Annotated in this window: 15 protein-coding genes and 1 riboswitch; of the genes, 10 read left to right on the top strand and 5 right to left on the bottom strand. The window is 36.0% G+C overall.

Annotated elements, in window-relative coordinates; all coding sequences use genetic code 11:
- The first annotated feature begins 5 nt into the window (after positions 1-5).
- The 6 genes from pcrA to RBB48_RS20240 all read left to right on the top strand — a co-directional run bounded on the left by pcrA (position 6) and on the right by RBB48_RS20240 (position 8,395).
- Positions 6-2,255 carry a DNA helicase PcrA gene (gene pcrA / locus RBB48_RS20265; RefSeq protein ID WP_306008002.1) on the top strand — a complete coding sequence of 750 codons (2,250 nt, stop codon included), beginning with the start codon at positions 6-8 and terminating at the stop codon, positions 2,253-2,255.
- A gap of 15 nt (positions 2,256-2,270) precedes the next feature.
- Positions 2,271-4,280, top strand: coding sequence for an NAD-dependent DNA ligase LigA (gene ligA / locus RBB48_RS20260; RefSeq protein ID WP_048560180.1), 2,010 nt, complete (start codon positions 2,271-2,273; stop codon positions 4,278-4,280).
- 16 nt (positions 4,281-4,296) lie between these two features.
- Complete coding sequence (locus RBB48_RS20255; RefSeq protein WP_097889266.1) at positions 4,297-5,487, top strand: CamS family sex pheromone protein; 1,191 nt, start codon at positions 4,297-4,299, stop codon at positions 5,485-5,487.
- A 95-nt stretch (positions 5,488-5,582) separates the two neighbouring features.
- Positions 5,583-6,353, top strand: a complete 771-nt coding sequence (locus RBB48_RS20250; RefSeq protein WP_048567196.1) for a TSUP family transporter — start codon at positions 5,583-5,585, stop codon at positions 6,351-6,353.
- A 153-nt stretch (positions 6,354-6,506) separates the two neighbouring features.
- Positions 6,507-8,054 (top strand): L-glutamate gamma-semialdehyde dehydrogenase, encoded by a 1,548-nt coding sequence (gene pruA / locus RBB48_RS20245; protein WP_087982225.1) that lies wholly within the window; start codon positions 6,507-6,509, stop codon positions 8,052-8,054.
- Positions 8,055-8,245: 191 nt separating this feature from the next.
- Entirely contained in the window at positions 8,246-8,395 is a 150-nt protein-coding gene (locus RBB48_RS20240; RefSeq protein WP_000521654.1) for a hypothetical protein, read from the top strand.
- Positions 8,396-8,627: 232 nt separating this feature from the next.
- Here the strand turns inward: RBB48_RS20240 and RBB48_RS20235 are convergent, their stop codons facing one another.
- Positions 8,628-9,191: a cysteine hydrolase family protein gene (locus RBB48_RS20235; protein WP_088061531.1), complete on the bottom strand. Its 564-nt coding sequence runs from the start codon at positions 9,189-9,191 to the stop codon at positions 8,628-8,630.
- Between the two features lie 242 nt (positions 9,192-9,433).
- Positions 9,434-9,540, top strand: a riboswitch (SAM riboswitch).
- Positions 9,541-9,663: 123 nt separating this feature from the next.
- On the opposite strand from RBB48_RS20235, the gene RBB48_RS20230 reads away from it, so the two are divergent.
- The 3 genes from RBB48_RS20230 to RBB48_RS20220 are packed head-to-tail and all read left to right on the top strand — an operon-like array spanning position 9,664 to position 12,214.
- A complete protein-coding gene (locus tag RBB48_RS20230) occupies positions 9,664-10,683 on the top strand; it encodes a methionine ABC transporter ATP-binding protein (RefSeq protein WP_046953719.1) in 1,020 nt (339 codons plus the stop codon).
- Positions 10,673-11,338, top strand: coding sequence for a methionine ABC transporter permease (locus RBB48_RS20225; protein WP_001261880.1), 666 nt, complete (start codon positions 10,673-10,675; stop codon positions 11,336-11,338). The genes RBB48_RS20230 and RBB48_RS20225 overlap by 11 nt, the downstream gene beginning before the upstream one ends.
- Positions 11,339-11,359: 21 nt before the next feature.
- The gene (locus RBB48_RS20220; RefSeq protein WP_000721587.1) at positions 11,360-12,214 is read left to right on the top strand and encodes a MetQ/NlpA family ABC transporter substrate-binding protein; all 855 of its coding nucleotides are present in this window, start codon (positions 11,360-11,362) and stop codon (positions 12,212-12,214) included.
- A 167-nt stretch (positions 12,215-12,381) separates the two neighbouring features.
- Here RBB48_RS20220 and RBB48_RS20215 read toward each other — a convergent pair whose 3' ends face one another.
- From RBB48_RS20215 to RBB48_RS20200, 4 genes are all read right to left on the bottom strand, one after another.
- A complete protein-coding gene (locus RBB48_RS20215) occupies positions 12,382-12,849 on the bottom strand; it encodes an HXXEE domain-containing protein (protein ID WP_142310770.1) in 468 nt (155 codons plus the stop codon).
- 61 nt (positions 12,850-12,910) lie between these two features.
- Complete coding sequence (locus tag RBB48_RS20210) at positions 12,911-13,102, bottom strand: DUF3926 domain-containing protein (protein WP_098133544.1); 192 nt, start codon at positions 13,100-13,102, stop codon at positions 12,911-12,913.
- Positions 13,095-14,276, bottom strand: a complete 1,182-nt coding sequence (locus RBB48_RS20205; protein ID WP_088061535.1) for an ArsA family ATPase — start codon at positions 14,274-14,276, stop codon at positions 13,095-13,097. The genes RBB48_RS20210 and RBB48_RS20205 overlap by 8 nt, the downstream gene beginning before the upstream one ends.
- A gap of 75 nt (positions 14,277-14,351) precedes the next feature.
- Positions 14,352-14,834: a MarR family winged helix-turn-helix transcriptional regulator gene (locus RBB48_RS20200; RefSeq protein ID WP_098133545.1), complete on the bottom strand. Its 483-nt coding sequence runs from the start codon at positions 14,832-14,834 to the stop codon at positions 14,352-14,354.
- Between the two features lie 231 nt (positions 14,835-15,065).
- Between RBB48_RS20200 and RBB48_RS20195 the strand changes: the two genes are divergently transcribed.
- A complete protein-coding gene (locus RBB48_RS20195) occupies positions 15,066-15,302 on the top strand; it encodes a YiaA/YiaB family inner membrane protein (protein ID WP_001254393.1) in 237 nt (78 codons plus the stop codon).
- Positions 15,303-15,333: the final 31 nt, after the last annotated feature.

Genomic DNA, 15,333 nt, shown 5'->3' with positions numbered 1-15,333 from the left:
CGTATATGAGTAAGACAGATAAGTTATTAAATGGTTTAAATCCGCAGCAACAAAAAGCAGTACAAACAACGAACGGACCACTTCTATTAATGGCAGGTGCAGGTAGTGGTAAAACACGTGTGTTAACACATCGTATTGCGTATTTACTTGGTGAAAAAGGTGTAGCGCCATGGAATGTACTAGCTATTACCTTTACAAATAAAGCGGCGCGTGAAATGCGCGAGCGTATTGATACACTTGTCGGACCAGAAGCAGAAAATATTTGGATTTCTACGTTCCACTCTATGTGTGTACGTATTTTACGACGTGATATCGATCGTATTGGTATTAATCGTAACTTTACAATCTTAGATTCAGGCGATCAGTTAACTGTAGTCAAAAAAATTATGAAAGAGCGCAATATTGATCCGAAGAAATTTGAGCCGCGCTCTATTTTAGCTGGTATTAGTAATGCGAAAAATGAATTGTTATCTGCAGATAAATATGCGAAAAAAATTACAATCGCTGATCCATATGAAAAATTAACGAGCGATGTATATACAGAATATCAAAAACGTCTTCTGAAAAATAACTCATTAGACTTTGATGATTTAATTATGACAACGATTCAGCTATTTGAACGTGTTCCAGAAGTACTAGAGTTTTATCAGCGTAAGTTCCAATATATTCACGTGGATGAGTATCAAGATACGAACAAAGCGCAGTACCTTCTTGTAAAACATTTAGCAGCACGTTTTAAAAATTTATGTGTTGTAGGTGACTCAGATCAGTCTATTTACCGCTGGCGCGGGGCTGACATTTCTAACATTTTGTCATTCGAAAAAGACTATGAGAATGCGCAAGTTATTCTGTTAGAACAAAACTATCGTTCGTCACAAAATATTTTAAATGCAGCGAATGCTGTTATTGAAAAAAATTCAAACCGTAAACCGAAAAAATTATGGACAGACAATCAAGTTGGAAGCAAAATCTCATATTACCGTGCTGCGACGGAAAAAGACGAAGCATACTTTGTTGCGAAAAAAATTCGTGACGATATTCAAATGGGAAAACGAAAATATACTGATTTTGCAGTGTTATATCGTACAAATGCGCAGTCTCGTATGGTCGAGGAGATTTTCCTGAAATCTAATATTCCTTACAAAATTGTCGGCGGTACGAAGTTCTACGATCGTAAAGAGATTAAAGACATTTTGGCGTATTTACGTTTAATTGGGAATCCAGATGATGAGATTAGTTTCGCGCGTATTATAAACATGCCAAAGCGCGGGATTGGTGCGACTTCTATCGATAAAATTATTAATTACGGTGTACAAAATGGAATTTCATTAACGGCTGTATTCGATGAGATTGAGCATGTTGGAGTAAGTGCAAAAATTACAAAGGCAGTAAAAGAATTCGCAGGTTTATTACACAACTGGGTAAATATGCAAGAGTATTTATCTGTTACAGAGTTGGTAGAGGAAGTTATTGAAAAAACAGGCTATCGCGATATGTTGAAAAACGAGCGTACTTTAGAAGCGGAAGGTCGTCTAGAGAACTTAGATGAGTTTTTATCTGTTACGCAAACATTTGAATCTCAAAGCGAAGATAAGAGCCTCGTTGCATTCTTAACAGACTTAGCGCTTGTTGCTGATATTGATCGTGTCGATGAAGATCCAACTGCTGGTGAGGAAGTTATTTTAATGACGATGCATTCAGCGAAAGGGCTAGAGTTCCCAGTTGTCTTTATTGTTGGGCTAGAGGAAGGAATATTCCCGCATACTCGTTCTCTAATGGAAGAAGATGAAATGCAAGAAGAACGTCGCCTTGCTTATGTAGGTATTACGCGTGCAGAAGAAGAGTTATATTTATCCAATGCACAAATGCGTACTTTATTTGGTAGAACAAGTATGAACGCTGCTTCTCGATTTATTACAGAAATCCCGGCAGAGCTAGTAGAATCGTTAAATGAAACAGCGCCAAAGCGTGAAACTTCGTTTGGCGCAAAAGGCAGAACGACAAGTACAAGTAGAATGACAACTACAACCACAACACGCTCTCGTTCAGCTTTCGCGCGTCCTGCAGCTAAGACAACAGGCGGCGAGCAAATTGGCTGGGCAGTAGGCGATAAAGCTTCCCACCAAAAATGGGGAGTCGGTACAGTTGTCAGTGTAAAAGGTGAAGGTGATGCAAAAGAATTAGATATTGCGTTCCCAAGCCCAATTGGTGTTAAACGTTTGTTAGCAAAATTTGCACCTGTGACGAAACAATAGGAAAGGAATGAGGATATGTCAAAAGAGATAGCAAAACAACGTATAGAAGAACTGCGTGATTTGTTAAATACATTTAACTATCAGTATCACGTATTAGACAATCCTTCTGTTTCTGATGCGGAGTATGACCGTAATATGCAGGAGCTTATAAAATTAGAAGCAGAGAATCCAGAGTTTATGAGTGAAGACTCTCCCTCCATTCGCGTTGGGGGAACTGTTCTTGATATATTTGAAAAAGTAACACATAAGTCACCGATGTTAAGTTTAGGAAATGCATTTAACGAAGGAGATTTACGTGATTTTGATCGACGAGTACGCCAAGGAATTGATGATGCGAATGTAAGATATATATGTGAATTAAAAATTGACGGACTTGCTGTTTCACTTCATTATGAAAAAGGACGCTTCATTCAAGGGGCAACACGTGGTGATGGTGTAACAGGTGAAGATATTACCCAAAATTTAAAAACGATTAAAGCGATCCCGCTCCGTCTAAATGAAGAAGTAACATTAGAAGCACGAGGCGAAGCTTATATGCCGAAGCGTTCATTCGTTAAGTTAAATGAAGAAAAAGAACAAAATGGTGAAGATGTATTTGCGAATCCGCGTAATGCGGCAGCAGGTTCAATACGCCAACTTGATCCAAAAATTGCAGCGAAGCGTAACTTATCTATGTTTGTGTACGGTCTTGCGAATGTAGAAGAAAAAACAATTCCATCACATAGTGAATCGCTTGATTTCTTAGGTGAACTTGGATTCAAAACAAATCCAAATCGACGTACATGTGAGACAATTGAAGAAGTTATAGCTTATGTAGAAGAATGGCAAGAAAAACGTCCGCATCTTGATTATGAGATTGATGGAATCGTTATAAAAGTAGATGATGTTGCTCTTCAAGAAAGTTTAGGAACTACAGCAAAGAGTCCAAGATGGGCGATTGCTTATAAATTCCCGGCTGAAGAAGTTGTAACAAGATTAACAGGCATTGAATTAAGTGTTGGTCGCACAGGGGTTGTAACACCGACTGCAGAGCTAGAGCCAGTGCGAGTGGCTGGTACTATCGTTCGTCGTGCTTCTTTACATAACGAAGATTTAATTCGTGAAAAGGACATTCGAATTGGTGACTATGTTGTAGTGAAGAAGGCTGGAGATATTATTCCTGAAGTTGTGAACGTTATTTTCGATAAGCGTACTGGTGAGGAAGAAGAATATCATATGCCAACGCATTGCCCAGCATGTGAGAGTGAACTAGTTCGTTTAGAAGAAGAAGTAGCACTTCGTTGTATAAATCCAACTTGTCCAGCTCAAATTCGAGAAGGATTAATTCATTTCGTTTCAAGAAATGCAATGAATATTGATGGACTTGGAGAACGTGTCATTACACAACTCTTTGATGCGGATTATATTCGTACATTTGCTGATTTATATTCGTTGACGAAAGAGCAATTATTGCAGCTAGAACGATTCGGTGAAAAATCAGCAACGAATTTAGTGCAAGCAATTGAGAATTCTAAAGACAACTCATTAGAGCGATTATTATTTGGCCTTGGTATTCGCCATGTCGGAGCAAAAGCAGCACGTACATTTGCAGAGCATTTCGAAACGATGGATGCACTTGTGAAAGCAACGGAAGAAGAACTAAAAGCAATTAATGAGATTGGTGAAAAAATGGCTCAATCCGTCGTGACGTATTTTGATAATGAAGACGTATTAGAGTTATTACAACAATTTAAAGAGTATGGCGTGAATATGGCATACAAAGGTATAAAAATTGCTGATTTACAAAATGTTGAGTCGTACTTCACAGGAAAAACTGTCGTTTTAACAGGTAAATTAGAAGTTATGGGACGTAGTGAAGCGAAGAAGAAGATTGAGGCATTAGGTGGAAAAGTCACAGGAAGTGTTAGTAAAAGTACGGATTTAGTTGTTGCAGGTGAAGCGGCAGGTTCGAAATTAGCACAAGCAGAGAAGCATAATGTTGAGGTTTGGAATGAAGAGAGGTTCTTACAAGAGCTAAATAAGTAAGAGGTGCAAACTTACCATGAAAAAAATAGCATTAGCGGTATTAAGCCTTGGCCTACTCGTAAGTGGGTGTAGTGCAGGTGCCGATAAAGATGAGAAATCGGGGAAAGCAAAAGAACAAGCAATCGTTCCAAAGTACGCTATCTCGGATGAATATTATAAGACGACTATTCCATTTGACGCAGGAGCAGCACGTGGTTTAGTTGTGCAAGGAGTAAATAATCGTCTTGATATAGATGAATTTGAAACGGGATTAATGCGTATTGCGAAAGAATCCTTTAGTACGAAAGATCATTTCTTTAAAGGTGGAGATGTTCTAGATGCTCAAGCTATACAAATGCTTGTTAAAAGAAAGCGTACAGATGTTGAGCAAAAGGAACTAGAGGACAAATTAAAAAAGGATGCAGTTAAATTTCCAAACATTGGTTTGAATCCGGCGTTAGGTGGAGGGTCTGAATCATTAGAGGAAAAAAATAAAAAAAATCCAATATATATTTCAAATATTTTAGAGCATGATTATTATGTGAAAAAAGACGAGAAAGATGAGAAAGGTGAGCGCCAAGGCATTGTAGTTGGCTTAGCGATGAACTCGGTTCATTATTATGAGGAAGAGCATGGTTATCCGCGTGAGGCTAAAATTGAGCAAGAAAAAATGTTAGCTGAAGGGAAAAAAATGGCGCAAGAAGTCTTGAAATTTATGCATCAAAAAAAGCCTGAAACAAAAAATCTTCCGATAACATTTGCAATTTATCGTCAGGCTCCAAAGGCTTCACTCGTGCCAGGTAACTTTGTTTCTTATGCAAATGTCGAAAAAGGCAGTGAAACGGTTGAGGATTGGAAACAAATTAATGAGAAATATTATTTGTTCCCATCTGAACAAGCGAAAACAGATAATAAACGTGAAGATCTGGCGAGAGTATCAAACTTTAAAGCGAAACTAGGAGATTATTTCCAAGGAGACTATACAGCTGTTATCGGTACTGGTATGTATAGAGATGATGAATTAAGAGAAATAAAGCTTGATATTCCTGTCCAGTTTAATGGGAAAGCAGAAATAATTGGTTTTACACAATATGTAGCCGGGCTTGTTATGGAATACTTCCCGAATTATATGAAAGTACAAGTAACGATTAAATCTGTAGAACGTCCAGAAGCGATTATTATACGTGAAGCGAAGCAAGATGAACCATTTGTGAAAATTTTAGATTAAATAGAAGGGCCGTTCCTTTGTGGAACGGCTTTTTTTCTTGGGTAATTTTGTTATAATTTAAAATGTTATAAATAATGGGGCAAGGGGTAAAGCACATGGACGAATTAAGTTTTCAAGTCATTATTTTATTAATTGCATTCGGCTTTTTAGCAGCTTTTATTGATTCAGTTGTTGGCGGTGGAGGATTAATCTCGCTTCCGGCACTTATGTTTGTTGGTTTGCCACCAGCTTCGGCAATTGCAACGAATAAATTAGCTGCAACGATGGGGACGTTTACGAGTGCAGTTTATTTTATTCGATCAGGAAAGGTCGATTTTAAAATTGTAGGAAAGTTAATCCCGTTAACTGTTATAGGAGCGGTCGCAGGCGCTTTAGTAGTAAAGTTTATTCCGCCGGATATTTTACGTCCGTTAGTGCTTGTGATGTTGGTGTTTATTGCCATTTATATTATTGCAAAAAAGGATTGGGGAAGTGTATCTACCTATAAGAAGATGACGAAAAGAAAAACATTAATATTTTTCTTTGTTATTTTAATGATAGGGTTTTACGATGGATTTTTCGGACCAGGGACAGGATCCTTTTTAATTTTTGCATTTTTATTAGTTGGTTTGGATTTTATTCAAGCGGCAGCATCTGGAAAACTTTTGAACTTTGTTAGTAATATCGTATCTTTAATTACTTTTTTATTTTTAGACGTAATTCATTTTGAATACGGTATTATTATGGGATTGTCGATGATTTTTGGCGCTTATTTTGGATCGAAGTTTGCAGTCCAAAAAGGTGTTGGATATGTAAGAACTTTATTTTTGTTAGTAACTATTTTATTGATTGGAAAAAACATTTTGGAATATACTCATATTTTGTAGAGTTATACGTATGTATAACTCTATTTTTTTATTATATTTTAAAAATTAATTAATTTTTAAAATATAAGTCTAGGAATATTTGAATAAATCTAAATTATCGTGTAGAATAATGTTGTAAAATGTAAACGTTTTTCTAAGGGGAGGCTAAAAAGAATGGTAGTAGCATACAAACATGAGCCATTTACAGATTTTTCAGTGGAGGCTAACAAATTAGCGTTTGAAGAAGGTTTAAAGAAAGTAGAATCTTATCTTGGACAAGACTATCCATTAATTATTGGGGGAGAAAAAATCACTACAGAAGACAAAATTGTTTCTGTAAACCCTGCAAATAAAGAGGAACTTGTTGGTCGCGTTTCAAAAGCAAGCCGTGAGTTAGCTGAAAAAGCAATGCAAGTAGCGGATGAAACATTCCAAACTTGGAGAAAATCAAAGCCAGAAATGCGTGCAGACATTTTATTCCGTGCTGCAGCAATCGTTCGTCGCAGAAAGCATGAATTCTCTGCTATTCTTGTAAAAGAAGCAGGTAAACCATGGAATGAGGCAGATGCTGATACAGCAGAAGCAATCGACTTTATGGAATATTATGGTCGTCAAATGTTAAAATTAAAAGACGGAATTCCAGTAGAAAGCCGTCCAATTGAATATAATCGTTTCTCTTACATTCCATTAGGAGTAGGTGTTATCATTTCTCCTTGGAACTTCCCATTCGCAATTATGGCAGGTATGACAACAGCTGCTTTAGTTTCTGGTAACACAGTATTACTAAAACCAGCTAGTACAACTCCTGTAGTAGCAGCGAAATTCATGGAAGTATTAGAAGAAGCTGGCTTACCAGCTGGCGTAGTAAACTTCGTTCCAGGTAATGGTTCTGAAGTTGGTGACTACTTAGTAGATCACCCTCGTACACGTTTCGTGAGCTTCACTGGATCTCGTGATGTAGGTATCCGTATTTATGAGCGTGCAGCGAAAGTAAACCCAGGCCAAATTTGGTTAAAACGCGTTATCGCTGAAATGGGTGGTAAAGATACAATCGTTGTTGATAAAGAAGCAGATCTTGAATTAGCAGCTAAATCTATCGTAGCATCAGCATTCGGATTCTCAGGACAAAAATGTTCTGCATGTTCTCGTGCAGTAATCCATGAAGATGTATACGATTACGTATTAAATCGTGCTGTTGAATTAACGAAAGAATTAACAGTTGCTAATCCAGCTGTTTTAGGTACAAACATGGGTCCTGTTAATGACCAAGCTGCATTTGATAAAGTGATGAGCTATGTTGCAATTGGTAAAGAAGAAGGTAGAATCTTAACAGGTGGCGAAGGAGACGATTCTAAAGGCTGGTTCATCCAACCAACAATCGTTGCTGACGTTGCAGAAGATGCTCGCTTAATGAAAGAAGAAATCTTCGGACCAGTAGTAGCATTCTGTAAAGCAAAAGACTTTGATCATGCACTTGCAATTGCAAACAATACAGAATACGGTTTAACAGGTGCTGTTGTTACTAATAACCGTGACCATATTGAAAAAGCACGTGAAGAATTCCATGTGGGTAACTTATACTTCAACCGTGGATGTACTGGTGCAATCGTAGGTTACCAACCATTCGGTGGCTTTAACATGTCTGGTACAGACTCTAAAGCTGGTGGCCCTGACTACTTAGCACTTCACATGCAAGCAAAAACTACTTCTGAAACTTTATAAGAAATAGTAGAAGAGATCTTCGCAGTCTGCGAAGATCTTTTTTTTTTTTTTTTTGAAAAAATTTCTATATGTGGATTAAGATAGATATAAGTAGAAAAACTAATAAAGTAATAAGGTTTACTTCAGTAAATAAGGTATATTATATTTGTTGAATAGATTCTCTTTAAAGACAAGAAAAGTAGGTGAACAAAGTGGGAAAATATCAATTGGATTACAAAAGTCAGGTATCTGTGGCAAAGTTTCATGAAAAACAGACGCCTGCCAAATTTGATAAAAAGCAGCAAATTGAAAAATTGCGTGCGGAGTATTTGAAAAAGAAGCAAAAACAAACAGATAAATAATATGTTACGTTTTTGATAGGAGAAACTAGTTTCAATTACCATATATTACCATTCGGTAATTAGAACTAGCTAAATCCTATTAATATCGGGATAAACATGTAAATAGAAACAAAACAACGAGAAAAGTTGACTTATTAGTCATATTTTTTAGTATTCATTTTAAGGATTTCCTGTATAATACAATTTGAAAGAAAATCTATGGTTTGACAAGAAACACTCTTTTCGGTTTTGCTCACTGAAGGGAGTGTTTTTTTGTAGCTACAAACTCCTCTGTACTCATTACAGTTGCATATACTCCATTTAAACTAGCCAAAATTGTGTTATGAATATAAACGGCTGGTATAGTAGCATTCTTAAAAGAAAGATCTTTTGTAGCACAAGCATCATGTATAACGGTACATGGAAAGCCGAAATCAAAAGCAGCCCTTACGGTAGCATCAATACACATATGAGTCATCATCCCGCATATGACGACGTGCTCAATGTCTAAACGTTGTAATTGTTCTAGAAGATCAGTTTCGCGAAAACTATTTGGATAATGTTTGAGTATAACGGTTTCTTCTCTAAGTGGACGTACGCTTTCATGAATATGTACACCCTCTGTATTGGGCAGGAAAAAAGTAGCGTCATCTTTTATTGCTACATGTTGGATATGAAAAATAGGTTCGTTTTTCGTTCTAAAGAGTTGTAGCAGCTGACGAGCATATTTGCTTGCTTCTATTGGATTACGCAATTCCATCTTTCCGTGTTGAAAATAATCATTTTGAATATCAACGAGTAAAAGAGCTGTTTTCATATATTTATCTTCCTCCGGTTTCATATTCAAATAATGGTATTCAATTTATAGAGGTGATTCTCCTTTTAAAAAAATATGAAGGAGAAGAATTTTACATAACTTTAAAAAGCAATATTATATTGTGATTTTTTATTTGAAAATTTTAATAGAGAAATAATTAATATTTTTCTGAAAAATGTATTGACTCTTATTATTCTGAGTTCTATAATGAGAATTAATTAAACGACAATTAAATCGATACATTCTTATCCAGAGAGGTGGAGGGACTGGCCCTACGATACCTCAGCAACGGGTTTTTTAATACCGTGCTAACTCCAGCAAGCCTTATAAAAGGCTTGGAAGATGAGAAGATGTGACCGAGTACATATAAGTGCTCTCCTTCTTATCTTTACGGTTGATAAGAAGGAGAGCACTTTTTATTTTACCTCGAAAGCTCTACTTCAAGTTTTTACAGCATATAGGAGGCGAAAAAATGATTTCTTTTAACAACGTAAGTAAAGTATATGAATCAGGTGGGCAATCTGTTCATGCGGTGGAGGATGTAACATTATCAGTTGAGAAGGGCGAAATTTTTGGCATTATCGGTTTTAGTGGCGCTGGAAAGAGTACGTTATTACGCCTAGTAAATATGTTAGAGAGACCAACGGCGGGAACGATTTCAATAGATGATAAAGATATTACATCACTATCGACGAAAGAATTACGGAAGCTAAGACAAAGAATCGGGATGATTTTTCAAAGTTTTAATTTATTTAATTCAAGAACAGTGTTTGGGAATATTGCTTATCCATTAAGGTTAGCGAAAGTACCAAAAAATGAGATAAAAGAAAGAGTAAATGAACTGCTAAAGTTTGTAGGATTAGAAGATAAAGCAAACTATTATCCAGAGCAACTATCAGGCGGACAAAAGCAGCGTGTTGGCATTGCAAGAGCACTTGCAACATCGCCAGACATTCTTATATGTGATGAGGCAACATCAGCTTTAGATCCAGAAACAACGACAGAAATTTTGAACTTATTAAAGAAAGTAAATCGAGAATACAATGTAACAATTCTTCTTATTACACATGAAATGCATGTTGTGAAAGAAATTTGTCACCGTGTAGCTGTAATGGAGAAGGGAAAAGTTATTGAAGAAGGAAAACTATTTGACGTTTTCACACAACCGAAAACAAAGACAACTCAAAACTTTGTACGCTCCATTATTAATGATCATTTACCGGAAAGTGTTCTAGGGAAAATTCAAAATGGTGGACAGATTTATCGCTTAACATTTACTGGGGAAGAGACAGGGCAGCCGGTACTATCATATATCGCGAAAAATTATAACGTCGATGTAAACGTACTGTATGGAAATATTATTGAACTCCAAAATGTGCTATTTGGAAATCTTCTTGTAGAATTGCAAGGTGAACAGAAGGAAATTCAAAAAGCATTACAACATCTAAGACTGCAAGTGCAGCTGAAGGAGGTAGAAGCTCATGCGAGTTGATTGGAGTATATTTTGGCCTCGCATAGTAGATGCGACGGGGGATACCCTCTTAATGGTAATCGTAACCCTTATATTTGCTACAATTCTTGGTATACCCCTAGGTTTACTGTTATATGTAACGAGGAAAGGAAACTTTTTAGAAAATAAATGGGTCTTTTCTATTCTTAATATCATTATTAATACAATTCGTCCGGTTCCATTCATCATCTTCTTAGTAGCTTTAAGCCCACTAACAAGAAGTGTTATCGGAACGACGATTGGAACAGCAGCAGCAATCTTTCCAATGACGTTAGTTGCGTCAATTGGTATTGCTAGAATGGTTGAAACAAATCTTGTTTCAGTTCCAAAGGGAGTCATTGAAGCAGCTCAAGCGATGGGTGCTTCACCATTTAGAATTGTTTTTGAAATTCTTGTACCAGAAGCGTTAGCGCCATTGATTTTAGGTGTTACGTTTATGACAGTTGGTTTAATTGAATTTTCTGCAGTTGCTGGGCTTGTCGGTGGTGGCGGTCTTGGTGACTTAGCGATGACATATGGTTATCAACGTTTTGATACATCAGTTATGTTCGTAACGGTCGTTTTACTTATTATTCTCGTACAGGTAGCTCAAAATTTAGGAAACTACTTTGCGAAAGTCTTTTTACGTAGATCATAAAAAGGAAGAGGGGAAAAGAAAATGAAGAAAATTTTAGCATTTGCATTATCAGCGATTGTAGGAATTTCAGCGTTAAGCGGCTGCTCAAGTGGAGACACGGGGGCAGGAGCAAAAGAGAAAGTAGTTCGCGTTGGCGTAACCGGAACAGATGGAGACGCTTGGGAAATTTTAAAGAAAAAAGCTGAAAAAGAGGGAATTAAAATTAAACTGGTTGAGTTCTCTGATTACACAACGCCAAATAAAGCGTTAGCTGATGGAGATATTGAACTAAACTCATTCCAGCACGTTGCTTTCTTAGAGCAATTTAAAAAAGAGCATAAGTTAGATATTACAGCTGTCGGTACAACGCAAATTGCACCAATGGGCTTATACTCTGAAAAATATAAGAAGGCAAATGAAATTCCAGATGGTTCAGAAATTGCGATTCCAAATGATCCAACGAACCAAGCTCGTGCATTAAAACTTCTTGATGCAGCTGGATTATTAAAGCTTAAGAAAGACTTTGGCTTATTCGGAGATCCAAGTGGCATTGCTGAAAATCCGAAGAAGTTAAAAATTACACCGGTTATCGCACAGCAAACACCTCGTGTATTAAAAGATGTTGCAGCTTCAGTTATTAATAACGGTGTTGCTGGTCAAGCTGGATTAGATCCAGCGAAGGATCCAATTTTCTTAGAAGATCCAAAGAATGAAAATGCGAAGCCATATATTAATATTTTCGCAGCTCGTACAAAAGATAAAGATGATCCAACACTGAAAAAAGTAATTGAACTATATCATTCAAAAGAAGTAACAGATGCAATTAAGAAAGAAACAAATGATGGTTCCATTTCAGTAGATCTTTCACTTGAGGAGCTTGAAAAAATCGTAAAATAATTATCGGGTTTAACGATTAACAGTAGGAACCCCTCCGCTGTTAGCTCGTTCAACATATAATCTACTTAACAAACAAAACCCTAATTCTGTACCTTCCAATTCTGTATAACGTAGAATCCAATGTTTGTTAAGTAGAGTGATGGACCAGGAGTTTTCCTGGTCTTTTTTTATGAATGAAAGTAGCTAGCGAATAGTAAGGTAATCCAAATTATAAAAGGGTAAGCAAATAAGCTGAAAATGAGTGTAATTACGAATTGTTTTTTATGAATGAGGTGTTTTTCGAATGAAAAAAAGAAAATAGAAAAAATCATAATGAAAACGGCTGATATTACGCCAGGATTATATGAACGATAAATGAAAAACAAAATAATATGTTGAACAGAGTTGAAGAATATCGCCCCCTGTATAAAAATAATCCAGTATATAGAAGACAAGAAGTTTAGTTGATATAGAAAGACGATAAGTAAGACAAAGATTGTTAATACGAAAATCGCAATGAAAAATTGTCGGCTTGTTATAAAATGAATTGAAAATTGATTAGCAAGATATTGTGGCATTTGAAAAGATTCTTCAAGGTTATGAACGAAAAATAATAAAGGAATGATCCAGGGTATAATAGTTGAATGTTTTTTCATCAACTTACATCACTCCAATAAAATATAGAAAGCCTAAAAAAGGCCCTCTATACAGGGATAGTTATTCAATTATGATACTTTTTAAATTATCCTCATGATGCTCTTGTTTTTTCGGATAAGTAGCTAGTTCCTCTTGCAAAATGTTTAGTGCTTGCTTAGCTGATTGCTGGATTGGGGCAGGTAACTCTTCTAATATATTCATACCGACTTTTATTTTTGTACGAATTACCTTCCTTAGTAGTTCCTTACGCATGCACTACACCTCCAAATCGAATGTTTAGTACATCATCTTCGAATTTTGCTCCTTGAATAGAAAGGTGTGTTAACGTTTTTGGTAATGTGATGTTCCGTTTCACAGAACCTGAACGAATGATAAGTTCATCACCTTTTTGATTTAATGAAAGTTCACTTTTGTTTGAGAAGGGAATGGAGAGAACGAAAATATACTCATCGCCATCTTTTTTTACATATTGAGTGCGACCGTTAAATTTCACTTCCGTAGGAGAAGAATCTGATTTAAATAAAGCATCTCCTACACGCTCTAACATAGACAAACCGACAACCTCTTGTTCAAACATAGGAGCTTCGTAAATAGGAAGCGGCTGAAAACTATCTTGAATCAATGTTTTATATTTCTTTTGAGTATCTTTCCATGCTTGAAAATAAGGATCGGTGACAGTGTTAGGGATGACGCGATTAATCATAATGGCATCCACGTTATAATCGTATAAGTTTAAATACGTAAAGCTGCGCTGAGCTTCTTTAATGACCATCTTTTCAGGATTTACAACGATGCGGATACTTGTTATGTCTCGGTTTGATAAAATATCTCTCATTTCTCCAAGTTGTTCAAGTGTATTCGTTAATTCGTCCATAATATCATCGGTTGGAAGGGGGACACCAAGAAGTGGTTGAGCTACAGGACGAACAACTTTTAAAACTTTTCTTTTAATAGGAAAGAGTTTTTCCATCCACCAGCCGAGCATATCTGGAAAGCTGAGCATTGCTAATGTTTCTCCTGTTGGAGCGCAATCAATGATGATAACATCATATGTGTTTTGTTTATAATAATCGAGTACGCGAAGTAAGCTAATTAAATCTTCCATACCAGGAAACATTGTTAATTCTTCTGTTGTAATATCATCAGCTGCTTTGGAAGTGAAGAGTAGTGTAATATATTTCTGTAATTTCCCCCAGCCTTTTTCCATCTCATAAATCGTATTAATTTCTTGTGCCCACAAATTTTCACGAATTGCTAATGGCTCAGAAGATAGCTTTATACCAAATGAATCTCCTAAACTATGAGCAGGATCTGTACTCATTACTAATGTTTTTAATCCTTGTTTTGCGCTTTGAAGTGCTGTTGCTGCTGAAATGCTAGTTTTTCCTACGCCGCCTTTACCTGTATACAAAATAATTCTCATTATTCTATCCCCTTTGTTTCGAGTATCGAATATTACGAGTACCGAAATAAAATGTTGAATAAAAACCCAACTAGGGTTTTATTCAATCGGAATGTTTTTCATTTTAGGTGTAGAAACCTTTTCTTCTGTTTTTTGCTGTGACGTAGCAATGTGATTCATGATCTTTTGGAAGATTTGTAGTAAGAATGCTTTTTCTGCTTCTGATAATGCTTCTGTCACTAGGCTAAAGTAATGGGCTGCATTTTGTTTTACTTCTTGAACGAGCATTACGCCGTTTTCTGTTAAACGAATTAATACAATGCGTCGGTCGTTTTCATCACGGTACCTTTCAACATATCCCTTTTTTACGAGGCGATTTACAACACCTGTCGTTGTACTCATCGGTATATCAAGAAGGTCAGCGATTTTTGTCATTGTAATATCTGTATTTCGCTCCATCCAAAGTAAACAAAATACTTCTGTTTTAGAAAGTGTTAAATCTAGGCTTACCCATTCTTCAGGATAAAAAAGTTTCTTGGCGTTATCTAGCAGTAAGTCTAAAAAATGTTCGTATTGCAACAATTATTTCCACTCCCGTATATTTCGAGGTTCGTAATATTTGTTTTTATTTTATGCAGAATTGAAATAAATGTCAATAGTTTTAACTGTTTTTTCAGATTAGACAGAAAACTAACTTTAAAATAGTATTCTTTTATGATAGATTTATAAATATAAAACTAGAATTTACATAAAAATCCATCATAGTAAATATACTTATCTATAATGGATGTACAGCTAACGAGGGGGAGAACAATGAGAAGACGTAATACGCAAGCGTTCACGTTTTTAGCATGGACTTCATTTGTTTGTGCACTTTCAGGTATGCTAATTGGAATTTATACGTTAGATGAAACGCTTAGTGTAAAAGGATATTATTTAATTGGAACATTATTTTTAACGATGTCTTGTTTTGTATTACAAAAAACAATTCGTGATAATGAAGAAGATAACGAGAGATTTCCGAAAAATAAACCGTTAGATAAAGAGTAAATCGTAAAGAAAGGCATTTGCCTTTCTTTTT

Source organism: Bacillus sp. MMSF_3353 (genome assembly GCF_030733445.1).
In the GTDB taxonomy this organism is placed as follows: domain Bacteria; phylum Bacillota; class Bacilli; order Bacillales; family Bacillaceae_G; genus Bacillus_A; species Bacillus_A wiedmannii.
This window is presented reverse-complemented; position numbering and strand designations above follow the sequence as displayed.

Coding starts and splice junctions, on each gene's coding strand:
- pcrA (WP_306008002.1), top strand. CDS start 6: ATGAGTAAGACAGATAAGTTATTAAATGGTTTAAATCCGCAGCAACAA.
- pruA (WP_087982225.1), top strand. CDS start 6,507: ATGGTAGTAGCATACAAACATGAGCCATTTACAGATTTTTCAGTGGAG.
- ligA (WP_048560180.1), top strand. CDS start 2,271: ATGTCAAAAGAGATAGCAAAACAACGTATAGAAGAACTGCGTGATTTG.
- RBB48_RS20255 (WP_097889266.1), top strand. CDS start 4,297: ATGAAAAAAATAGCATTAGCGGTATTAAGCCTTGGCCTACTCGTAAGT.
- RBB48_RS20220 (WP_000721587.1), top strand. CDS start 11,360: ATGAAGAAAATTTTAGCATTTGCATTATCAGCGATTGTAGGAATTTCA.
- RBB48_RS20210 (WP_098133544.1), bottom strand. CDS start 13,102: ATGCGTAAGGAACTACTAAGGAAGGTAATTCGTACAAAAATAAAAGTC.
- RBB48_RS20215 (WP_142310770.1), bottom strand. CDS start 12,849: ATGAAAAAACATTCAACTATTATACCCTGGATCATTCCTTTATTATTT.
- RBB48_RS20195 (WP_001254393.1), top strand. CDS start 15,066: ATGAGAAGACGTAATACGCAAGCGTTCACGTTTTTAGCATGGACTTCA.
- RBB48_RS20235 (WP_088061531.1), bottom strand. CDS start 9,191: ATGAAAACAGCTCTTTTACTCGTTGATATTCAAAATGATTATTTTCAA.
- RBB48_RS20250 (WP_048567196.1), top strand. CDS start 5,583: ATGGACGAATTAAGTTTTCAAGTCATTATTTTATTAATTGCATTCGGC.
- RBB48_RS20225 (WP_001261880.1), top strand. CDS start 10,673: ATGCGAGTTGATTGGAGTATATTTTGGCCTCGCATAGTAGATGCGACG.
- RBB48_RS20230 (WP_046953719.1), top strand. CDS start 9,664: ATGATTTCTTTTAACAACGTAAGTAAAGTATATGAATCAGGTGGGCAA.